This window comes from Novosphingobium sp. BL-S-21 (genome assembly GCF_055521655.1).
In genome coordinates, this window is record NZ_CM145496.1 from 605324 (window position 1) to 627425 (window position 22102).

Annotated in this window: 20 protein-coding genes and 1 tRNA gene; 11 read left to right on the forward strand and 10 right to left on the reverse strand. The window is 63.9% G+C overall.

Annotated elements, in window-relative coordinates:
* Positions 1-91: 91 nt before the first annotated feature.
* Positions 92-1135, forward strand: a complete 1044-nt coding sequence (locus ACZ1J6_RS11260) for an AI-2E family transporter (protein ID WP_431568596.1) — start codon at positions 92-94, stop codon at positions 1133-1135.
* Between the two features lie 61 nt (positions 1136-1196).
* Here ACZ1J6_RS11260 and ACZ1J6_RS11265 read toward each other — a convergent pair whose 3' ends face one another.
* The 6 genes from ACZ1J6_RS11265 to ACZ1J6_RS11290 all read right to left on the reverse strand — a co-directional run bounded on the left by ACZ1J6_RS11265 (position 1197) and on the right by ACZ1J6_RS11290 (position 6928).
* Complete coding sequence (locus tag ACZ1J6_RS11265; RefSeq protein ID WP_431568595.1) at positions 1197-2348, reverse strand: sulfotransferase family protein; 1152 nt, start codon at positions 2346-2348, stop codon at positions 1197-1199.
* A gap of 255 nt (positions 2349-2603) precedes the next feature.
* The gene (locus ACZ1J6_RS11270; RefSeq protein ID WP_465128243.1) at positions 2604-3980 is read right to left on the reverse strand and encodes a metallophosphoesterase; all 1377 of its coding nucleotides are present in this window, start codon (positions 3978-3980) and stop codon (positions 2604-2606) included.
* Between the two features lie 530 nt (positions 3981-4510).
* Entirely contained in the window at positions 4511-4639 is a 129-nt protein-coding gene (locus ACZ1J6_RS11275) for an entericidin A/B family lipoprotein (protein WP_132264101.1), read from the reverse strand.
* Positions 4640-4779: 140 nt separating this feature from the next.
* Entirely contained in the window at positions 4780-5706 is a 927-nt protein-coding gene (locus tag ACZ1J6_RS11280) for a patatin-like phospholipase family protein (RefSeq protein ID WP_165921325.1), read from the reverse strand.
* Positions 5707-5807: 101 nt separating this feature from the next.
* Positions 5808-6656: a TIGR03620 family F420-dependent LLM class oxidoreductase gene (locus tag ACZ1J6_RS11285; RefSeq protein WP_465128092.1), complete on the reverse strand. Its 849-nt coding sequence runs from the start codon at positions 6654-6656 to the stop codon at positions 5808-5810.
* Positions 6657-6838: 182 nt separating this feature from the next.
* Positions 6839-6928: transfer RNA gene (locus ACZ1J6_RS11290), tRNA-Ser, on the reverse strand.
* Between the two features lie 186 nt (positions 6929-7114).
* On the opposite strand from ACZ1J6_RS11290, the gene ACZ1J6_RS11295 reads away from it, so the two are divergent.
* The 10 genes from ACZ1J6_RS11295 (at position 7115) to mazG (ending at position 16270) form a co-directional block, all read left to right on the forward strand.
* Positions 7115-8203 carry a lytic murein transglycosylase gene (locus tag ACZ1J6_RS11295; RefSeq protein WP_132262777.1) on the forward strand — a complete coding sequence of 363 codons (1089 nt, stop codon included), beginning with the start codon at positions 7115-7117 and terminating at the stop codon, positions 8201-8203.
* Positions 8187-9215, forward strand: coding sequence for an SPOR domain-containing protein (locus tag ACZ1J6_RS11300; protein ID WP_431568591.1), 1029 nt, complete (start codon positions 8187-8189; stop codon positions 9213-9215). Before ACZ1J6_RS11295 ends, ACZ1J6_RS11300 begins: the two co-directional genes overlap by 17 nt.
* Positions 9216-9276: 61 nt before the next feature.
* Positions 9277-10449 (forward strand): D-alanyl-D-alanine carboxypeptidase family protein, encoded by a 1173-nt coding sequence (locus ACZ1J6_RS11305; RefSeq protein ID WP_132262780.1) that lies wholly within the window; start codon positions 9277-9279, stop codon positions 10447-10449.
* A complete protein-coding gene (tmk, locus tag ACZ1J6_RS11310) occupies positions 10446-11093 on the forward strand; it encodes a dTMP kinase (protein WP_431568590.1) in 648 nt (215 codons plus the stop codon). The genes ACZ1J6_RS11305 and tmk overlap by 4 nt, the downstream gene beginning before the upstream one ends.
* Entirely contained in the window at positions 11090-12064 is a 975-nt protein-coding gene (locus ACZ1J6_RS11315; RefSeq protein ID WP_431568589.1) for a DNA polymerase III subunit delta', read from the forward strand. The genes tmk and ACZ1J6_RS11315 overlap by 4 nt, the downstream gene beginning before the upstream one ends.
* 31 nt (positions 12065-12095) lie before the next feature.
* Positions 12096-13670: a methionine--tRNA ligase gene (gene metG, locus ACZ1J6_RS11320; RefSeq protein WP_431568588.1), complete on the forward strand. Its 1575-nt coding sequence runs from the start codon at positions 12096-12098 to the stop codon at positions 13668-13670.
* A complete protein-coding gene (locus tag ACZ1J6_RS11325; protein ID WP_431568587.1) occupies positions 13670-14446 on the forward strand; it encodes a TatD family hydrolase in 777 nt (258 codons plus the stop codon). Before metG ends, ACZ1J6_RS11325 begins: the two co-directional genes overlap by 1 nt.
* Positions 14443-15222: an MBL fold metallo-hydrolase gene (locus tag ACZ1J6_RS11330; RefSeq protein ID WP_132262788.1), complete on the forward strand. Its 780-nt coding sequence runs from the start codon at positions 14443-14445 to the stop codon at positions 15220-15222. Before ACZ1J6_RS11325 ends, ACZ1J6_RS11330 begins: the two co-directional genes overlap by 4 nt.
* Positions 15219-15404, forward strand: coding sequence for a hypothetical protein (locus ACZ1J6_RS11335; protein ID WP_132262790.1), 186 nt, complete (start codon positions 15219-15221; stop codon positions 15402-15404). The genes ACZ1J6_RS11330 and ACZ1J6_RS11335 overlap by 4 nt, the downstream gene beginning before the upstream one ends.
* Positions 15405-15481: 77 nt before the next feature.
* The gene (mazG, locus tag ACZ1J6_RS11340; RefSeq protein WP_431568627.1) at positions 15482-16270 is read left to right on the forward strand and encodes a nucleoside triphosphate pyrophosphohydrolase; all 789 of its coding nucleotides are present in this window, start codon (positions 15482-15484) and stop codon (positions 16268-16270) included.
* Here mazG and hflX read toward each other — a convergent pair.
* The 4 genes from hflX to ACZ1J6_RS11360 all read right to left on the reverse strand — a co-directional run bounded on the left by hflX (position 16247) and on the right by ACZ1J6_RS11360 (position 22060).
* Positions 16247-17587 carry a GTPase HflX gene (gene hflX / locus ACZ1J6_RS11345; protein ID WP_431568586.1) on the reverse strand — a complete coding sequence of 447 codons (1341 nt, stop codon included), beginning with the start codon at positions 17585-17587 and terminating at the stop codon, positions 16247-16249. The two genes, mazG and hflX, sit on opposite strands and share 24 nt — an antisense overlap.
* 22 nt (positions 17588-17609) lie before the next feature.
* Entirely contained in the window at positions 17610-18206 is a 597-nt protein-coding gene (hfq, locus tag ACZ1J6_RS11350) for an RNA chaperone Hfq (RefSeq protein ID WP_134092910.1), read from the reverse strand.
* Between the two features lie 211 nt (positions 18207-18417).
* Positions 18418-19812 carry a nitrogen assimilation response regulator NtrX gene (gene ntrX / locus ACZ1J6_RS11355; RefSeq protein ID WP_132262796.1) on the reverse strand — a complete coding sequence of 465 codons (1395 nt, stop codon included), beginning with the start codon at positions 19810-19812 and terminating at the stop codon, positions 18418-18420.
* A gap of 58 nt (positions 19813-19870) precedes the next feature.
* Positions 19871-22060 (reverse strand): sensor histidine kinase, encoded by a 2190-nt coding sequence (locus ACZ1J6_RS11360; protein ID WP_132264107.1) that lies wholly within the window; start codon positions 22058-22060, stop codon positions 19871-19873.
* Positions 22061-22102 lie beyond the last annotated feature (42 nt).

The window sequence follows — 22102 nt, forward strand, 5'->3', positions numbered from 1 at the left end:
AGACAATGGTCCGGGGTGCCTGCGAGGATAAGGCGATGTCATGAGCGAGGCACTATCCGAACATCCGCCTGCTCAGGACGCGCCCGCTTCCATGACAGAACCTGCCGGCGTCAGGACGCGGCAGCTTTGCCTGACGGCCCTGATCGCCGTGCTGGCGATCTGGATGGCGCGTGAATTCCTGACGCCTCTTGCCTGGGCGGCGGTTATCGCCATGGCCGAATGGCCACTTTACCGGCGCGCGCTTCAGCGGTTCCCGAATCACCCTGGGTGGCTTGCGACAGGCTTTGCGGTCGTAACCGCACTGGTCGTCATAGGGCCGCTTTCGCTGGCTGCGGTCACGCTGATGCAGGAAAGCCAGGCGGCGATGCACTGGCTCCAAGAGGTCCAGCAAACCGGCATTCCGATGCCGGCGTGGCTGCCATCGTTGCCGTTGATCGGAAACCGTGCCGCGCTCTACTGGCAGCAGCATATCGGCAATCCCCAGGCTGCAAACGCCTTGCTCGGCTCTTTCAGCGCAAGCTCGATCCTCACCTGGACGCGGTCGATCGGCAGCGAAGTGGCCCGGGAATCCGCGTTGTTCCTGGTCACCTTGTTCGCCCTGGTCTCCCTGCTTTCCCGCGGCATGCTGATCGGCCGACAGGCCCGCGAGGTGTCGATACGGATGTTCGGCGTTTTCGGGGGCGACTTCCTGGAGCGGATGGTCGGAGCCGTTCGGGCGACCGTGAACGGCACGGTCCTCGTCTCGGTGCTGGAAGGCGGCATCCTGGGGATCGCCTACGCCGTGGCCGGCGTGCCGCAGCCGCTGCTGTTCGGGACTTTCACGATTGCGCTGGCGCTGGTGCCTTTCGGCGCCTGGGCCGCTTTCGGTCTGGCCAGTCTCATATTGATCGGCACCAGCCATGTTCTGGCCGGGTGCCTGCTGTTCGGCTTCGGAGTGACGGTGATGACCGTTGGCGACAACGTCGTGCAACCGGCCGTGATCGGCAGCGCGGTAAAGCTGCCTTTCCTGCTCGCCATGATCGGCGCTTTCGGTGGACTGGCCGAACTTGGGCTGGTCGGGCTCTTCATCGGCCCCGTCATCATGGCCGCGCTGCTGCTCGTCTGGCGGCAGTGGGTCGAGCCGCAACCGGGCTAGGCGCCGCTGAAGGCCGCCCTGCGCCGCCGGCGAAGCCAGGCCGGAGGCGCAGGGCTGCCTTTCAGGCGGGGCTCATCGCCACGTCGAAATCGGCGCAGTAGTCGGCGAAGCGCTCCCGGATTTCTCCAGCGGTGAGGCCGTAGTCGGCCAGATCGTAACTGTGCTTGCCGAAGCGGTCCTTGGGCTTGTCGTCCAGGTAGCGCTGCATGTTTGCGGCCGCTTCGCCGCTCAGTTCCTCGCCGAAATGCGCGTAGAGGCGGCGCATCGTGCCCAGCGGGTCGCGAAGCTGTTCGGTGTAGAGCACGTCATGGATCGCGTTGCGGCCATGGCGCCTGCGGAAATCGTTCTGCCGGGCGATCATGACCACGAACGTCTCCACCATGTCGCGGCCGATCGCCGCGCGGTCCACGCTCTCGCTGAACATGCGCCGCACGTTCCACACCAGGCTGCAGGCGGAGCCCACCACTTCCACCGGGTCCCGGTGCGTCATCACCAGACGGGCGTCTGGATAGACTTCGGTCAGCGCGTCCAGATAGAGCGGATGCCACGGGTTCTTCAGTGTCCAGCGGCCGGGCGCCTGGGATTGGAGAAGTTGCAGCAGGCGCTTCTGGTGGCGGAAGGCGGGCAGGTAGTCCGCCTCATCCAGAAACCAACGATGATAGCTGGGAATGTTATACTGGGAATCAAAGACTTGCGAGACGAAGCTCGGCGCCATTGAGAACTGGCACTCGCACGGACTGTCGCCATCCTCGTGATGAATCGCCGAAATGTGCGGCATGACTTTCAGCGAATGGTCGATCTGCGCCTGCGCCGCCTCATAGCGCGGCCCAGCGTGGAACTCCTCCGGCCTTGGCGGCGGGGTCGAGGCGAAGGCCTCCCACCGCAGGAAACAGCGGCGCGCCGAGTCTTCGTTGAGCAGGTTGATCGTCAGGGTCGTCCCGGTGCGGGGCAGGCCGAATACGAACGTGGGCTTTTCAACCGGGGCGTCCAGGATCTCGGGATGGCGGGCCAGCCAGTCCTCCACCCGCATGCGATTGGCGAGGTATTCGGTGGCATTGCGGGTGAACACGGCAAGGCCCATGTCCGTCAGGTTCGCCTCGCCCTCGATCGCTTCGGTCAGGATCCGCAGCGCCTCGCGGATTTCGGCGTCGTCCCAAGTGGTGTTCCCCGAGCGCTCGCGCGCGCCGGAGACGATCGTTTCGGCCAGTGTCATCCAAGCTCTCCCATTGCTTCGGGCACCGGTCGCCGGATAGTCGCATCGACCGGACCATGGCGTTTTGCGCCACTTCTCTTGCCGGGAAGTCTGTTGCGGCGCGGCGCCGACGGCAATCGGCCGCTACATCGCGATCTGGCCGCGTTATGGAGATCAGGCCATATTGCGCCGCTCTTGCGGGATGCCTGTGCGTCGAGAGGGTGGCTCGGTCAGCCGGAACATCGAAGTGAACCGATGTCCCGGCTTCACTGGCACTTACTTGCCGCGTGCCACGCACTTGCCGCCGTCGGGGCCGACGTTGCCCAGGCAAGTCCGCACGGCGATCGTGGGCTCTGCGATGTCGATCAGGTGATTGCCGTCCGTCCGGCGTTGAAGGTCGAATCCGTCATAGAGCTTGCCCGAAGCCGTGAAGGTGCGGAACTTCAAGGTGTCGCCTGAAACATCCACGACCTGATAGAGTTCGGTCGCTTCGGCCGTCTTGTCGGGCTGCGTGCGGGCGCGATCGTTCAGGCCGTGCATCTTGGCGCCCGTTACCGACACCAGATAGACCGGCCCCTGGACTTTGCCGTCCTTGCGCATGGCTGCGGACGCCTCTCGCCCTGCTGCTGAGGTCAGGCGGCTGTAGCAATGGTCGTGGCCCTGCAGGACGAGGTCGACCTTGCGGCTGTCGAATACCGGCTTCCAGGCCTGCTTGATCTCCGAGGTGTCCTGCGGGCGAGCGCAAGTGAAGACCGGCTGGTGAAACAGTACGACATTCCACTTCGCCTTGCTGGAGGCGAGGGTCTCGTCCAGCCAGCGGGTCTGCTGCGCCATGGTGCCCAGATCGATCGCGGACGTGCCGTCCAGCACGATGAAGCGCACACCCTGATAATCGACGAAGTAGGTCGTGGCCTTCACGCCAGGCGCGCCATTCGCAGGCAGCGCGAACTGCAGCGGCCAATAAGGGCCGAGCTTGCGGCTCTCCGCCCCGTTGGGCAGTGCCACGTCGACATATTCGTGGTTGCCGGTGGCGGGCAACTGGGGAACGATGCTCCAGTTGTAGCCGCCGGCCTGATTGAATTCGCCCCACTCATCGTCATGATCGAGATCGTCGCGTTGGGCGGCGAGGTCTCCTGCGTGGAGCACCAGTTCGATCCCGCCATTGGCATGGAACGCCTGGCGGATCACCCGGCTGGCGTACGTCAGGATGCCGTTCTGGATATCGCCGAGATAGAGGAACCGGAACGGCTTCGCCTCTGCGGAGGCGGTGCGGAACTGCATCCATTCCGTCCAGCCGGCGCTGCCTTTGAGGCGGTAGGCATAGACGGTGTCGGGCGTCAGTTTCTCGAAGCGGAGTTGGTGGTAGAGCGCCGGACCATTAGCGCTGTCCTTGGCCACACCCGGCGTGCCGATCACAAGAACCGCTTTCTCTCCCAGCGTCGGCCCGTCCACGGCGATAGCGATCTGCGCCTCGCTGGCGGTCTGCGCGACGTCAGTGCGCCAGGCCACGGCCATGCCGGTGCTGGGGTCGGCTGCGGGGGTCAACATGATCCGATCGGGCAGATTGCGCGAGGCATAGGGCGTGCCTGCCGAGCGCGGAACCGCCTGCTGCGCGGATGGAGATCCAGACTGTACCGCCGGAGATTGGCCCATGACGGGCTGTGCGATACAAAGCGCCAGTGCGGTAGCAAGGCAGGGGCGGGGCATGGATGGCATGGTTCGATGGCTCCGGAAATAGCGGCGCAGCGGCCCGGCCGTGTGACGTCAGGCATGGGGCAGGGCGGCAGCAGGGCCGACCTCGGCCCATCTCCAGAGGATCACGGTCCGCTCATGAGGCTGTTTGCCGACGACGCCGGCTCTCACGGGGCTAGTTGGCCAAGGAAATGACGGTTGCATGACACTTGCGCCAGTTTCCTGCCATCCTTCTCGGATAACCGGGCGAACGCGCGCGCGAAACCGGTGGCCGGAGATACGCAGCGCAGGCCTCGGACCAGTCTACAGGCTGAACGTTCCTGGAAACAACGCGGCACGGTCTTTACTTCAAGAGGCCAGTCTATTCCGCGGTTAACGATCAGGAGCGTTGTTGCCCCTGATCGTTCACGACGCATGAATCAGACTTGTAATTCGAGATGAAATCAGGACATCGGCGCATTGTCATGCCCATCCTTATTTCATCCCAATTTTTACTTGATAGCGTCTTCACCAGCCTGACCCACGGACTGCACATCGCGGCCAGCGCCTTTGACGGTATTGCAGGCAGCCACAGACATCACGACGCTTCCCGCGATAATGGCAATGATTATTTTCTTCATCTTCGTGTTTCCGGTTCTCAGGCAGCCTTCGTGACTGCGAGAAGGATCAAACCTCTAAAATCCCCCGGGTTCCGGCACTTTCGATCGAATGTGAAATTTTGATCGGACAGTACCTTCCGCCGGCTTGAAACAGGGCAACTTCAACTGACCAGAGCCTGAATGGCCGGCCATTGCTCCTCGACGGCGGCACGGCCCGCCTCGATCGCGCGGCGGATCTTGGCGGGATCGAACTCCAGCGTGTCGGAGAACTCTTCGCGGGGCTCGATCACCCGCACTTGTGCGAAGCGGTATCGGGATATCTGGTTGTCCAACGGAAGCAGCAACCGGGCCGCTTCGTTGGCAGGCGTTCCGCTGGCCTCCAGCGCGGTGAACATCTGGTCACGCGCCGCGAGGATATCGTTGATCAGCGACGTGTTCATGAGGTCGTTCCGGGAGACCTCGGACTGCAAGAGGTTCACGGCGCGCAGCCCGATGTCGATCAGGCCGCCGTATTTCCTTGTCGAAGGGGAGCCGCTGGCAGGCGAGGCCCGAATGACGATGACGCCCGTGGGGTTGAGTTCGAGCGCCGCTCCCAGCGGGGTGACGTCTCTTACGCCCCCGTCGACCCATTGTTGTTTGTCGCTGGTCTGGAGCGGATCGAAAAACACCGGCATCGCGCAACTGGCATAGACCCAGTTTTCGATGTTCGGGACGGTCTTGTCGATCGTCCTGAACTCCCCGCTCTGAAGGTTCACCACCCCGAGCCGCAGGTCGACACCGGACGCGGCAAGCTTCGCAGGATCGGCGAACTGCTTGAGAAGGCGCCGGAGAGGCGCCGCGTCGTAGATTGCCTTCTCTCCGAACAGGACCGCGCCCGCCACGCCGCCGCGCTTCCTGAAGATATCCTGATCGCCGCGCAGCCCGAGCCATACGTCGAGCAGCCCCGGAATATCGTCCTGCGCAGCGGCAAGGGCCTGAATTGCGCCGGTGGAGGTGCCCACCACGATGGCAGGTTTAACGCCATGCTTCGTCATCAAGGCATCGAGAACGCCGACCTGAAACGCTCCCTTCGCGCCGCCGCCGCTCAATACTATCGCAAGTCTGGATGGCACCGCGTCTCTCCTGATCCGCGAGGAAGGCTGCCATGATATTATGACTGGCCGCGGGGCGCATCAGGAAAGATGGCACGTCACCCGGCTGCGACAGCCCTCCAGACTTCCATCGACGCTTCGATATCGAGACCTTTTCCAGTCACGGCCTGAATGCAGACATGGTCCGCACCCGCGGCCCAATGGTCATCGAGCCGCGCCTTGATCGTGGCCACGTCGCCCCATGCGAACAGACTGTCCACCAGACGATCGTCCAGCGCATCGATCTCCGCCACGCTGAACCCGAGCCTCTGCCAGCTGTTGCGATAATTGGGGTACTGCACATATTGCGAAAGCGCGCCACGCGCCTTTTCGCGGGCGCTTGCCGGATCCTCGTCCAGAACCACACCTTGTTCAGGCGCCAGAATGCGCCCCGGACCGAGCGCTTCCCGGGCCGAACGGGTATGCTCTGGCGAGACGAGGTAAGGGTGGCTGCCCGCGGATCGATCGCGTGCCAGGGCCTGCATCTTCGGACCCAGCGCTGCCAGACAGCGCACTTCTTCAGGCAGGCCCGCGTCATCCAGACGGTCTAGATAGGAGGACATCACCGTCAGCGGCCGTGCGTAGGCCTCGCCCACGATATGCGAATGGCTTACGCCGAGCCCGAGAAACACCCGCTCTTTCCGCCCATCCGCCAGCCCGTTCCACCAGGCAGCGATCTCCTCGGGATCGTGCTTCCAGATATTGAGAATGCCGGTGGCTATCGTCGCATGCCGCGTGGCATCGAGCAGCCGTTCGATATCGCCCGTGACATCCCCGCCGATGCCGCCCGGGATCCACAAGGTTCCATAGCCCATTTCGTCGAGTTCCGCCGCCGCGTGGGCGGCCTGGCCAGCGTCGCCGAACCGCAATTCCATGGACCATACGCCGATCCGTCCAAGCGAAGGCATTGGCGTTCTCCCAAGCTGCCGGCGCGGAACACTGCATTGCGCCTTTGCCTTCCTCATAAGGGAGATCGCGCCAGGTTCGAGGAGGGTCTTCAACGCCCGAGCGGTATCAGCGTCGTTCGGGAACGAGGGATACCCGCGTCACGCTGGCGCGGCGCCTGGTGGGCGGCAGTCTTGGGGGGTGATGGCGGACAGGGTGGGATTCGAACCCACGGTGAGCTTGCACCCACGGCGGTTTTCAAGACCGCTGCCTTAAACCACTCGGCCACCTGTCCTTACCGCGAGAGCGCATAGAGCAATCGGAGCGGCTTGCAAGTGTCGACTGCAGCGGTCCGGCCAATCCGTTTCCGGTGCGACAAGGCACGCGATCAAGACGGAAGGCTGCTCGCTTGCGGTGACTGTCCACGGGGGATGCACGCCAGCCATTTGCAACGCCGCCGCATTGTGCAAGATTTGCGGGGATGACTGTCTCCCTGAAGCTACGTCCCTTGCGCCATCCTCTTCTTGTCGTCGCTCTGGCCATGTTGCCGACCGCTTCGGTGGATGCGCAGCCCGTCGTGCAGGACATCGGCCAAAGCGCCTATCAAAGCGCCGCGCCGCAGACCGTGGCGGGCCAGACCTTCCAGGCCTACCTGCAAACGGTTGGCGCGCGGGCTCGCCGCGAGGGTGTCAGCGATGCGACGATTTCGAGGGTTCTTACCGGACTGGTTCCGAATCAACGGGTTATCGAACTCGATTCGGCGCAGCCGAGCCGCTCCACCACGCCGCCTCCTGTCGCGCCCTATATCGCGCAACATGTCGGCTCCAGCATCATTGCCCGCGGGCGTTCCCGCTATGCGGAGCTTTCCGGCATCCTCCCCAGCATAGAGCGGCGTTACGGCGTACCGGCACCGGTGCTCTTCGCGATCTGGGGGCATGAAACCAATTACGGCAGCTATGTCGGTGACTTCGACCTGGCAAGATCGCTGGCGACACTTGCCTGGGAAGGCCGCCGCCGCGGGCTGTTCGAAGGCGAACTGGTCGCGCTGCTGAAGATGGTGGACCAGGGCGTGCCCCCGTATCGCCTCAAGGGAAGCTGGGCAGGGGCCTTCGGCTATCCCCAGTTCCTCCCAAGCGTCTACTTGCGCCTGGCCGTGGACGGTGACGGCAACGGCACGCGCGACATCTTCACCAGCCCGGCCGATACGATCGCCTCGATTGCCAACTATTTCCGCGATTCCGGCTGGCGTCCCGGGCAGCCTTGGGGCGTTCCGGCCTCCCTGCCTTCGGGCTTCAACGCCAACGCCTACGCCAGCAAGCTCGCCGCGCCGACGTGCGACCGGGTCCATGCCCGTCACGGCCAATGGAAGACCGTTTCCGAATGGCGCGCCCTGGGCGTAACTGCGCAGCGACCGATCGGAGATTCGGTGCTGACCTCGCTGTTCCAGCCCGACGGTCCCGGTACGCCGGCCTATCTGTTAACCGGTAATTATCGGGTGATCCTCCAGTACAACTGCTCGAACTACTACGCACTGTCCGTGGGGTTGCTTGCAGATGAGATTGCCCGTTAACCATGCCCTGCCGCTCGCCGCGCTGTTTCTGACCGCTTCCCTGGCCGCACCGGCGCAGGGCAGTGGCAGCGCACCGGCGGGGATAACCGGACCCGCTGCGGATTACCCCGTCGTCGTGGGCGAGCCGTTCACCATCGGCGCCGTCACCTGGACGCCCGTCGACCAGCTGAATTACGACGCGGTAGGCTATGCACAAGCCGGCGACGGCACGGGGGTTACCGCGGCGCACAAGACGCTGCCTCTGCCCAGCTATGTGGAAGTGACCGCGCTGGGCAGCGGCCGGACCATCCTCGTCCGGCTCGAACGCCGCGGTCCCATGACCAACGACGCGCTGCTGGAACTGGCGCCCGAGGCGGCCGCGCAACTCGGGCTGGCGTCCGGCGCGCGTTCTGCCGTCCGCGTCCGCAGGGTCAATCCGCCGGAAGTCGAGCGGGCCGCCCTGCGTAGCGGTACCCCGGTTCCCGCACGCATGGAGACCCCGGAAGGCCTGCTCAAGGTTCTCCGCCGCAAGCTGGCGGAGCAATCGCCGCTGCTGCCGCCGCCTTCATCGCCGCCGACGATGCCGAAAGCACCAAATCCAAAAGCGCTGACCCCAGCGGAGCAGGCTGCTCCCGCCGCCCCGCAGGTGGCTGGCGCGGAATCGAAGCTGCCGCCGCGCAAAGCCGCTCCGGCGTTTCCTGCGCCTTTTGTGGCCCCCGTGCCTGCCCCGAAGCCCCGGCCAAGCGCACCAGCTTCGCGCCCAACACCTGCCGTTTCCGCACCTCCTGCAAAAGCCGTGACCACAACCGACAAGCCGGCTCGAAAGGGCAGCGAAGTGGTCCAGGTGGGGGCTTTCTCCGTCGAGGCGAATGCCCGCAAGTCCGCCAGCCAACTTGGCGCCAGCGTGACCAAGGGCGGCAAGTTCTGGCGCGTCCAGATGGGGCCCTTCGCAAACCGTGCACAAGCTGCCGCAGCGCTGGAGAAGGCCAAGGCAGCAGGGTATAGCGACGCACGAATCCAGCGCGCGGATTGATAAAGGGTCGTTTCGCGCACGCCACCGCGCCCGTCCTGGGCGCGCGGGGAGAAGTCGCGCCTTGAAATCCTTCCTGAAGTCTGCCCTCCTGCTTGCCACTTCGGCGAGCCTTGTTTCCGGTCCCGTCGCTACGGCAGCGAATGCCGCGATCCCCACGCCGCCGGCCGAGCTGGCGCCGATCCCGGTCAGCATCCTGGTCGATATCGGTTCGGGCCAGGTGCTCGTCCAGCGCCGTCCGGACGTGCCGTTCCTGCCGGCATCGGTCACCAAGGTCATGACCGCCTTCGTCGCCTTCGAAGAGATCGATGCCGGCCGTCTCAGCCTGGACCGGCAGATGTCGGTGCGCCCCGAAACGGCCAAGGAATGGTTCGCCAAAGGTACGTCCATGTACCTGACGGAAAAGGATCATCCCACCGTTCGCGACTTGCTTCATGGCGTCATGACGGCATCGTCGAACGACGGCGCCATCGTGCTTGCACAGGGCTACGCCGGCAGCGTTCCCGCCTGGGCGGCGATGATGAACGCAGCAGCGCGCCGCATCGGCATGACCGGCAGCCATTACAACACGCCCAACGGCTGGATGGACGACGGCCATACCTACATCACCGCCAGCGACATGGTGAAGCTGGCCGACGCCATGATCACCCGCCACCCGCAGCTCTACCACGAGTTCTCGGGCGTGAAGCATTACATGTGGCGCGATGTCGCCATGCGCAGCCACGATCCGACGGTGGGCGTGGTCCCCGGCGCCGACGGCATCAAGACCGGCTACACCCGCGAGGCGGGCTATAACTTCCTCGGCACGGCCGAACGCGGCGGGCGCCGGCTCGTGATGATGCTTGCGGCATCGCCCAAGCCCAAGGTCCGCGATGACGCTGCCAAGGCCCTGCTGGAATGGGGCTTCTCCGCCTGGGATGCACGGCATCTCTTTGACCAGGGTCAGCCCGTAAGTCAGGCCCGGGTGCAGGGCGGAGACGCCCGCTCGGTTCCGCTGGTGGCCAATCGGGAAGTTCATGCCACGCTGCCCAAGGGCGGGCACGAGAAGGTTTCGCTCGCGGTCCATTACAAGGGACCGCTGGTCGCGCCGATCCGCAAGGGCGATCAGGTGGGAGAACTGGAAATCAGGGTCGAAGGTCTCGCCCCGGGGCACGTCCCGCTTTACGCGGGTAAAGACGTTGGCGTCGCTGGACCGCTGGACAGACTGATGAACGGGCTTATCAGCTTCTTCTCATGACCCGAGGACGATTCATTGCGCTGGAAGGCGGCGAGGGGGCAGGAAAGTCCACCCAGTCGCGCCTTCTGGCAGAAGACCTGCGCAGCCGCGGCATTGACGTCGTGACCACCCGCGAGCCTGGCGGCACGGTCGGGGCCGAAGCGATCCGCGCGCTCCTGCTCCATGGCGTCGGAGACGAGAATGGCAGTGACGCAGGTGGCTGGGGTCCCCGCGCCGAAGCCCTGCTGTTCGCGGCCGCACGATCGGACCATGTCGAGAAGCTGATCCGCCCGGCATTGGAGCGCGGCGCCTGGGTGATCTGCGACCGTTTCCTGGACTCGAGCCGGGCCTATCAAGGCGGCGGTGGCGGCTTGTCCGATAACGACTTGCGTACGCTCCACGCCATTGGCAGCGAGGACATGCTGCCGGACGTCACCGTGCTGATCGAAGTCTCGCCCGAAGTCGCCGCAGGGCGACTGGCCTTGCGCGACATTGACGGCACGGACCGCATCGGCGGCCGCGACGCGGCTTACCATGCCCGTGTCGCCCAGGCCTTTGCCAGCTTCGCCGATGCCGAGCCGAAGCGTTTCGTCCGCATCGACGGCGACGGCACGCCCGAGCAGACCTGCGCCGCCATAATTGCCGCACTCGGCGACCTGCGATGAACGAAGACCTGCCGTTCATCGGGCAGAAGGCGGCATGGGAGGAGTGGCTCGCCGCAATCGGGTCCGAGCGGATGCATCACGCCTGGCTGCTGGCCGGCGGGAAGGGGCTCGGCAAAGCCGCCTTCGCGCGCACCGCGGCAGCAGAACTCGTGCGTGCTCCCGGCGAGCCTCGGCCAGACCCGAGGATGCACCCGGACATCTACATCCTCGAGCATCTTCCCGCCAACGATGACGAGGCCAAGAAGAAGGCCGAGGGCAAGCCCTACCAGACCAAGCGCAACATCTCCGTCGATCAGGTGCGCGAGATGATCCGTCGTCTCGCCACCAAGCCGACCATGGGCGACCGCCGCGCGATCATCATCGATCCGGCGGATGACATGGAAAAGGGCGCGGTCAATGCGCTGCTCAAGGCCCTGGAAGAGCCGCCCGCCGGTACGTATTTCCTGCTCCTGGCCCACCAGCCTGGGCGCTTGCTTCCAACCATTCGTTCACGCTGCCGCATCCTGCGCTTTGCGGCCCTGGACGAGCACGAACTCGATGCAGTGATCCGGCGCGACATCCCTGAAGCGGATGCGGACACACGCCGCGCCGCCATCGATGCCGCACAGGGTTCGCCGGGGATCGCCCTGAGCTTCGTCGAGCACGATCTTGGAAGCATTCACCGTCTGATGATGCAGATCCTGCGCGAAGGCGACGCCGAATACGATCTGCGCGGCAGTCTGGCCGAGGAAATGGGCGGCAGGCCCGCGCGCGACCGGCAACTGGCCACGCTGGAGCTTGCCCGCACGGTGCTCGCTCACGAGTTGCCGCAAGCCTCTACGGCCAGGCAGCGCCGCCTGATCGAAGCCCACAGTGTCTTGACCGTCCTGTCGAACCAGGCCCCGACCTACAATTTCGATGCCGGTCTCCTGATAATGGAAATTGGCGGGTTGCTGGCATCGACGGCGATGCCTAGAGAGACGGCTCGCTAAGAAACTCCTGCAAAAGAAAGCCCGACGCCGCATGGGCGAGCCCTATTACATCACCACCGCGATCAGCTATCCCAACGGCAAGCCGCACATCGGCCACGCCTACGAAGCGATCGCCGCCGACGTCATCGCGCGCTTCAAGAAGGCGGAGGGCTTCGATGTCCGGTTCCAGACCGGAACCGACGAGCACGGCCTGAAAATGGCCCAGAAAGCCCGCGACCTTGGCACGACGCCGGCAGAGCTTGCGACGGAAATGTCTTCTTACTTCAAGGAGATGTGTGACGGTCTTGATATCGATTACGATGTCTTCATCCGCACCACCGAACCGCGCCATCACGCCGCGACGCAGGAATTGTGGCGCCGGATGGAAGCCAATGGCGATCTCTATCTCGACCGCTACGAGGGCTGGTACTCGATCCGCGACGAAGCCTATTATGACGAAGGCGAACTGATCGCGGGCGAGGGCGGTGAGAAGCTTTCTCCGCAAGGCACGCCTGTAGAGTGGACGGTCGAGGAATCGTGGTTCTTCCGCCTGTCCCGCTATCAGGACAAGCTGATCGAGCTTTATAATTCGACCGATTTCATCCGCCCCGAAACGCGCAAGAACGAAATCCTGCGCTTCGTGGAAGGCGGTCTGCGGGACCTTTCGGTCTCCCGCACCAGCTTCGACTGGGGCATCAAGGTGCCCACCGCCGAGGGTTCGGACGGCGCGCAGCACGTGATGTACGTCTGGGTCGATGCCCTCACGAACTACATCACCGGCCTCGGTTTCCCGGACGAGACCGCGGAGTTCGCGAAGTTCTGGCCCGCCGACCTGCACCTGATCGGCAAGGACATCGTCCGCTTCCACACGGTCTACTGGCCCGCCTTCCTGATGAGCGCCGGCCTCGAACTGCCCAAACAGGTGTTCGGCCATGGCTTTTTGCTCAACCGCGGGCAGAAGGAATCGAAGTCCCTCGGCAATGTGACCGATCCGATCGGTCTGGCCGAAACCTTCGGCGTGGACATGGTCCGCTACTTCCTGATGCGCGAAGTGGCATTCGGACAGGACGGTTCCTGGTCTCCGGAAGCCATCGTCACGCGTACCAATGCCGAACTGGCCAACAGCTTCGGCAACCTGGCACAGCGCAGTCTTTCCATGATATTCAAGAACATGGATGGCGAACTTAAGACTGGACATTCGCAAACCGATGCCGATGCGCAACTGCTCGCAGCCGTCGCGGAAGGCGTGGCGGGCCTGCGCAAGAGCTTCGACGAACTCTCGTTCAGCGAAGGCCTCGAAGCCTGGATGCGGGCGGTATTCGCCTGCAACCAGTATGTCGACGATCAGGCGCCCTGGGCTCTGCGCAAATCCGACCCCGAGCGTATGGAAGCGGTGCTGATGATGCTCTTCCGCGTCGTCCGTGACCTCGCCATTGCCGTTCGCCCGGTCGTTCCGGGCTCCATCGACAAGCTGCTCGACCAGATGGGCCAGAACGCCGGCGCACGAGATTTCGCGGCGCTGACCGATCAGCAATGGTTCGAGACCTTGGCCGCCAGCGGCTTCAAGGTCGAGAAGCCGGTGGGCGTCTTCCCGCGTCTGGAACTTCCGGAGGATGCGGAGGCGTGATGCTGATCGATTCGCACTGCCACCTCGAATACGAAGGCCTCGTCGAAGACCAGGACGGTGTGCTCGACCGGGCTCGATCGGCCGGCATTCGCGGATTCCTGAACATTTCCACGCGCTGCAGCGAGTGGGAGAGGGTGGTCGGCACCGCAGCGCGCTATCCGGATGTCTGGGCATCGGTGGGCATCCACCCGCATGAGGCGGACCAGCATGCCGACCTCGGCGAGGCAGCCTTGCTCGAAGCGACGCAGCACGCCAAGGTCGTCGGTATCGGGGAAACCGGTCTCGATTACTATTACGACAAGTCGGATCGCGAGGTTCAGCAGGCCCTGTTTCGCACGCACATCACCGTTTCGCGCAAGACCGGCCTGCCGCTGATCATTCACACCCGCGACGCTGAGGACGATACTTTCCGGATACTCGAAGACGAGATGGGGAAGGGCGCCTTTCCCGCCCTGATCCACTGCTTCACCGCAAGCGCCGATTTCGGAAGCAAAGTGCTCGACCTCGGCCTCTCGATCTCGATATCCGGGATCGTCACGTTCAAGAACGCGCAGGACTTGCAGGGCGTCGTCGCGACCATTCCGGAAGATCGGCTTCTGGTCGAAACGGATTCTCCGTTTCTTGCGCCCGTCCCCCATCGCGGGAAGCGCTGCGAGCCGGCCTATACGGCCGACACGGCGCGGTTCGTTGCCGACCTTCGCGGTATTTCGATAGAAGAACTAGGCTCAGCAACGACCCGCAACTTCTTCAATCTGTTCAAGAAAGCTGCTGCGTGAAAGTGACGATCCTTGGCTGCGGCACCTCCACCGGGGTTCCCCGCCTTGGCGGCGAATTCGGAGCAGACTGGGGCCTCTGCGATCCGGAGGAGCCGAAGAACCGGCGCACGCGAGTATCGATCATCCTGGAGAGCGACGCCGGAAGTCGCATCCTGGTCGATACGCCCACCGACTTGCGGGCACAGCTACTCGCTAACGAAGTTCACCGGATCGACGCCGTTTTCTGGACCCATGATCACGCCGATCATTGCCACGGCATCGACGACTTGCGCCCCTTGCGCTACGGCCGCGCGGGACCGATCCCCGGTTTCGCTCACTCGGAAACCGTCCGCCGACTGCGCCAGCGCTTCGGTTATGTCTTCGCCGGCCAGTATGGTTATCCCACACTGATTTCGTTGGATAATCTCGATACGGTGCGACTTTGCGAAGGATACCGGGTGGATCACACCCAGATGCCGCATGGTCCGACGGAATCCACCGGATTCCGATTCGATTGTGACGGAAAATCAGTATGTTACCTAACTGACTTCAGTGAGATCACGCGCGGGATGGTCGACTTGTGCTACGGCGCCGATCTGCTCGTGGTGGACTGCCTTCGCCGCGAACCGCATCCGACCCATGCGCATCTGGGCATGGCGCTGGAAATCACCGAAGTCTGCCGCGTTGGCCAGGCCGTGCTGACACACCTCGACAAGAGCATGGATTATGCGACACTCAGCGGCGAAGTGCCCGAGAACGTCCGGGTCGCATTTGATGGAATGGTGATCGAACCATGAGCCAGACCGGATTGATCGTAGCCGTCATCTCCGTGATCGGTGCGCTCATTCTCGTCACCAGCAATTCCCGGTTTCGTGCAATGCCGATGGGAACCATGCTCAAGATGGCTCTGATCTGGGCCGCGATCATCATCGGTCTGGTGGCAATCATCCAGGTCAGCGGGTTCCAGATCCGGCAATGATCCGTCCTGCCTTGTCCCATGATTTAACATAAGATGTATTATCGATCTCTATGACCGACGCTTCGATGACCCCCTCGATGACGCCGCAGCGTCACCAGCAGCTTGACCGTCTTCTTTCGATCATGGCGCGTCTCCGCGATCCCGTTTCCGGTTGCGAATGGGATCTCGCGCAGACCTTCGCTACAATCGCGCCTTATACGATCGAGGAAGCCTACGAAGTTGCCGATGCCATCGAGCGCCAGGATATTCCCGCTTTGCGCGACGAACTCGGTGACCTTCTGCTCCAGGTCGTATTCCACGCGCGCATGGCCGAAGAAGACGGACATTTCGTCTTCGGCGACGTGGCGGACGCCATATCGAACAAACTGGAAGCCCGGCACCCCCACATCTTCGGTGACGATCGCACCGGAGACGCCCAGACCGAGCGATGGGAAAAGGTCAAAGCCAGTGAGCGCAGCGCCAAAGGTGAAACCAGCGCCGTCGACGGCGTCGCGATTTCCCTGCCAGCGCTGATGCGCGCCGAGAAGCTCCAAAAGCGTGCCGCACGCGTGGGCTTCGACTGGCCCGATCCCAGCGGCGCAGCCGCGAAGGTCCATGAGGAGATGGAAGAGCTGGAGCAAGCCAGCGACGCCGAGAAACTGGAAGAAGCCGGCGATCTGCTGTTCGCCGCCGTCAACCTGGTTCGCCTCCACGGGATCGCTCCCGAGGACGCACTGCGCGCTGCCAATGCCAAGTTCGAGCGCCGCTTCCGCGCCATGGAAGCCTTCGCCCAGCGCGACGGCCAGGCCTTCGAAGGCCTCCCGCTCGATGAGCAGGAGGCCTATTGGCAGGCCGTGAAAGCCTCAGAGCGCGCTGAAACGACCTAGTTCGCGTTCCGCAAGGCGGACTTGCAGGCGAAGCTGGGGACCATCCGGCCCCTCGCCCGCATCCTCTTCCGCCAACACTTCGCCGCGTGCGTGAAGGAAAGCCAGACGCTGGCCATCGGCCGCCGGAATGACGAAAGAATAGACTTTCGCGTCAGCCGTCAGCGCCGCACCGACGGTTTCCAGCAGGAAGTCGCAGCCCATTCCAGTGCGCGCGGAAGTCGGAACGATGATCTCTTCCGGCCGCTGCGCCATGGCTTCGCGCATTTCGCCTGCCTGCGTCGCGGTGAGCAGGTCCCACTTGTTCCAGACCTCGATGATCGGGATGGAACTGGCAAGGGCCTCCTCGTCATCGGGCTCCCCTTCCCCGCCGATCACGCCGAGATCGGCGAGAACTTCGAGGACCTGCCTTTTCTGCGAATCCGTATCGGGGTTGGCGATATCGCGGACGTGCAGAATGATGTCTGCGGCGTTCACTTCCTCAAGTGTCGCGCGAAAAGCCGCGACCAGCTGCGTCGGAAGGTCGGAGATGAAGCCCACCGTGTCGGACAGGATCGCCTTTTCCACGGCCGGTAAACGGATGGCCCGCATGGTGGGATCGAGCGTGGCGAAGAGGAGGTCTTCGGCCATCACGTCGGCGCCGGTCAGGTAGTTGAAAAGCGTAGACTTCCCGGCATTGGTATAACCCACGAGCGCGACGATGGGCCAAGGGGCCTTTTCGCGGCGATCGCGGTGCAACCCTCGGGTGCGGCGAACCTGCTCCAGCTCACGCCGGATCTTGGCCATGCGATCGCGGATCATGCGGCGATCCGCCTCGATCTGCGTTTCGCCGGGACCGCCGAGGAAGCCGAAGCCACCGCGCTGGCGTTCCAGGTGAGTCCAGCTGCGTACGAGGCGGCCGGCCTGGTAGTCCAGGTGCGCGAGCTCGACCTGAAGCCGTCCCTCAGCCGTTGCCGCGCGCTCGCCGAAGATTTCGAGGATCAGGCCGGTGCGGTCGATGACCTTGCGCTTGAGCTTTTCTTCGAGATTGCGCTGCTGGATGGCCGACAGCGAACCGTCGACGATGATCAGCTCAGCCTCGTTCAGCTCGCAGGCGACGGAGATGTTCTGGATCTGCCCTTCGCCGAAAAGCGTTCCGGCGCGCGGTTCGCGGATCGGGATGGCCATGGCTTCCGCCACGACAAGGCCGATCGCTGCAGCAAGGCCCCTGGCCTCTTCGAGACGCGCTTCGGGATCGAGATCCCCTCGTCCACGCATCTGCGGATAAACGACGAGGGCACGCGCGCCGCGCGTGACCTCGCCCTTGAGTTCGTCGTTCAAATCAGTTCAGCTTCCGGTGTTGTCAGTCTTCGGCTTCTTCATGCGCCTGAAGGTCGACCGGAGTCACGGGCTGAATCGTCGAAACGGCATGCTTGTACGCAAGCTGGACGTAACCTTCACGCTCCAGCAGCATGCAGAACAGGTCATAGGCAGCCACGCGGCCCTGCAGCATGACGCCGTTGATCAGGAACATCGTGACCTGAACGCCGGCGTTGCGGATGCTGGAAAGAAACACGTCCTGAAGGACACGCGTCTTCTTGCCATTGTCCGCGCCGCTGGAGAACTGGCGCGCATCGACCGGGGTCGACGGCATGATCGTCGAGATCGCGTGCTTGTAGACGAGCTGCGACTGGCCGTCGCGGCGCAGAAGAATGGAGAAATTGTCGAACCAGGTAACAATGCCCTGCAGCTTCACGCCCTTGACCAGGAACATGGTCACGGGGGTCTTGTTCTTGCGCAGGAGGTTGAGGAACTGGTCCTGAAGGTTCTGCCCCTTCCCTGCCGAAGTCCCAGCGGAAACGGGAGGCGGTGCCACGGTTTCCGTGGCGGGGTCGGCTTCGGTTTCGGCCGCGGGGGGCGGCGTGGGTCGCGGACGAGCGGTCAGCGTACGGCCGGCCATATCATTTCTCCTTTTTTTTGGCGGCCGCTTTGCGGTCCGCGATCTGGCTTCGGAACTCCCGAAGCCGTTCTCGAATCGGAATCTACTCAGTTGCTGCAGTGCAGTAAACGCCGAAAATGTAGCACTCTTGTGACAGGTTCGCAAAAAGGGCTTGAGGCATCCGGGAAAATCCCGAGGCTATCCTCGCGAAAACCCCGGATAACCGCCGTTCCTAAAGCTCGTCGCCATCATGCTCGCCTTCGCGCCGGTCCGCCATGCCCAGCAGCTTGAGCTTTCGGTGAAGGGCCGAGCGCTCCATGCCGATGAAGGAGGCCGTCTTGGAGATGTTGCCCGAGAAACGGCGGATCTGGACGCGCAGATACTCCCGCTCGAAGCTCTCGCGCGCTTCGCGCAAGGGCGCGCTCATCATCACCGAGACGCCGGCATCGCCATTTCCGCGGCTGTTGAAGATTTCCGGCGGCAGCATATCCGCCTCGATCCGGGCGAGCTTCTCACGCGGTGCCATGATCACCGTGCGCTCCACGACGTTGCGAAGCTGGCGCACATTGCCCGGCCACTCGTAGGCCTGGAGCGCGGTCATGGCCTCGGCACTGACCTGGGGCGGCGAGACGCCCTGCTCGTTGGCGTAGCGTGCGAAGAAATGGTCCACCAGCGCCGGGATATCGTCCCGCCGTTCGCGCAGGGCCGGAATCGACACCGGGACGACGTTGAGCCGGTAGAACAGGTCTTCCCGGAAACGCCGCTCGGCAATTTCCTTTTCGAGATCGCGCGACGTGGAGGAAACCACGCGCACATCGACGCGGATCTGCCGGGTTCCGCCGACGCGCACGAAAGCCTGGTCGGTCAAGACGCGCAGGATCCGGGCCTGGGTCGAAAGCGGCATATCGGCCACTTCGTCGAAATAGAGCGTGCCGCTGTCGGCCGTCTCCAGCAGGCCCGGACGGATCAGGGCGCCGTCGGCTTCCTCGCCGAACAGTTCCTGCTCGAAGCGTTCGGGGGTGATCCTGGCGGAATTGACGCTGACGAAGGCATTGCCGGCGCGCGGGCTCCAGGCGTGGAGAAGCCGCGCTGCGACTTCCTTGCCCGATCCGGCGGCGCCGGTGATGAGCAGGCGGCTTCCGGTGTTGGCAACACGCTTGAGCGTCGCGCGGACCTGATTGATCGCGCCGCTGGAACCGGTGAATTCCTCTCCGATCGAAAAGTCGTGGCGAAGCTGGGCATTCTCGCGGCGCAGACGCTCGGTTTCCGTCGCGCGGCCGACCAGATGGAGCAGCTTCTCCGCTTCGAAGGGCTTTTCGATGAAGTCCACCGCGCCGCGGCTGATCGCGGCAACCGCGGTATCGATATTGCCATGGCCGGAGAAGATGATCACCGGCAGTTCCGGCTCGCGCGCCTTGATGGCGTCCAGCACTTCCAGACCGTCCATCGGACTGCCGTGGAGCCACACGTCAAGCAGCACCAGCGAAGGGCGCCGCGCATCGATGGCGGCAAGCGCCGCCTCGCTGTCTCCAGCAGTGCGGCATTCGTAGCCTTCGTCGCTCAGGACGCCTGCGACCAGTTCACGGATGTCGCGTTCGTCGTCGACGATCAGGATTTCGAGAGCCATGGCATTGTCTTCTTGGTGAGGGGGATGATGGGGGAAAGCAGGTTGCGACAGGCCGGCATCATTCGGCGGCCTCCTGCTTGCGGTGCCCCGGGAGCGGATCTGTGGCGATAGGATCGACGGCGAAGCGCATGGTGACGGTGGTGCCGCCGCCCGGTGTGGGCAGGAACAGCATTTCGCCGCCGTGTTCCTCGATGATCTTGTTGACGATGGCGAGGCCGAGGCCAGTGCCCTTCTCGCGCGTGGTCACGTAAGGTTCGATGATGCGTTCGCGGTCCTGCGAAAGGCCGATGCCGTTGTCGGCAATGCGCACCATGATGGCCTCCGGCAGGGCTTCCACGGCCACGCCGATCGCACCGCGGTAGTCGCCGTCAGCCTCCTTGGCCTTGGCCTCGATCGCCTCGACCGCGTTCTTCAAGACATTGGTCATGGCCTGGCCGAACTGGTGCCGGTCGCAATCGATGGCCCCGACGCCGGGATCGCTGGTGAAGCTGAAATCGATGTCCGGCCGGGCCACTTCCTGAAGGAACAGGGCCTGCCGGGTCAGTGCCACCGGATCTTCCGAGCGGAACACGGGCTTGGGCAGCCGCGCGAAGGAGGAGAACTCGTCCACCATCTTGCGCAGTTCGCCGACCTGGCGAATGATCGTGCGGGTCAGGTCCTCGAACAGTTCCGGATTGTCGACGATCTGCTTGCGATAGCGACGGCTCAGGCGTTCGGTGGCGAGCTGGATCGGAGTGAGCGGGTTCTTGATCTCGTGCGCGATGCGACGGGCGACGTCGGACCAGGCCGCCGTGCGCTGGTCCAAGAGCTGGCGGGTAATGTCCTCGAACGTGATGACATAGCCGGTGGCGTCGCGACTGACCTTCACGGCGAACGTCAGTAGGTCGCCGTTGCGGTTGTACTGGACGATCCCGCCGGAGCTGCCCTGCTCGATCAGGGCTGCTATCTGCGGCGCCAGTTCGGCCAGCGGCATGTCCTCGGGCAGTTCCGCCCTTGCGGTCAGCAGCTTCTGGGCCGTGCTGTTCATCAGCAGGATCCGTCCATCGGGATCGAGCGAGATGATGCCGGAGGTCACCGATTCCAGCACGGCCTCGATGAAGACGCGGCGCTCGTGAAGCTGGCGGTTGGCGCCAAGCAGCGCCTGGGTCTGCTTTTCGATCTGCGCCGTCATCCGATTGAAGGCGCGGTTGAGCAGGCCGATCTCATCGGCGCCGGTGCGTCCCTCGATGCGGAGCGCGAAGTTGCCGCTGCCCACCCGTCTCGCCGCATCGACCAGCTCGTAGAGCGGCTTGACCTGCCGATCCGCGAAACGCAGCGCGAACCAGACCGCCAGGCCGACAAGCGCCAGTGACACCACGAAAAGGGCGACGTTGAAGCGCAGCTGCAGCACCCGCGCACGGTTGGTCAGAACTTCGTAGGCGCGCACGATGTTCTCGGCATTCTCGGCCCGCTGCCCCTGGCTGAGCGCCAGCAGTTCCGAGCTTCGCGCCGCGTAGAGATAGACCCCCGCTTCCCTGTCGATCGGCACCACCGCCACGACGCGGTCGTTGTTCGAGGCGACGACGAGTTGCTCGCCGCGGCTCAACCGTTCCTGCGTTTCCGGCGTGATCCGTTTGTCCTCGGTCTTTCCTTCGGGATCGACGATGATCGGGGTGCGCTGGCTGCCGTCTTCGGCAACCTGGATGATCGCGGCAACCGAGAGATTGCGCTTGTAAACCTGACCAGCGAAGAAGCGCTGGAAAAAGTCGCTGACGACCGGGTATTCGCTCAGGACCTTCCGGGAATCGTAGGCCATCGCCGCCGTCTCGTTCCCGACGTCGCGCTGGGTCTGCTCGTAATAGCCGCGCGCCAGCTTGTTGGCGTTCTCCAGCAAGCCGCGCGAGGAATCGGAAAACCAGAACTCGACGCCGGACTGGAACTGCCAGGAGGCGAAGATCACGACCAGCAGCGTGGGTACGGCGGCGATCAGCGAGAAGATGAACACCAGGCGGACGTGCATCTGCCCGGTTCCGCCGATGCTCTCGGCAGCGCGGCGCAGCGCAATGCGGCGCCCCAGCAGCACGAGGATCGCCATGGCCGGGACGAGCGTCCCCACCAGCAGAGTGGCCGTGAGGTTGGAGGGCAGCAGTTGCCCCTTGTCCCGAAAATTGAGCGCGATCCAGGTTGTCGCGGTCATGATCAGGAAGGAGGCGATCGAGAGCACTTCCATGATCGCGAAGAAATTCGCGCGGCGGGCAGCAACCTGCATGCGCCGCCACCAGCGCGGCCAGGCGCGTTTGTGGACCAGGGT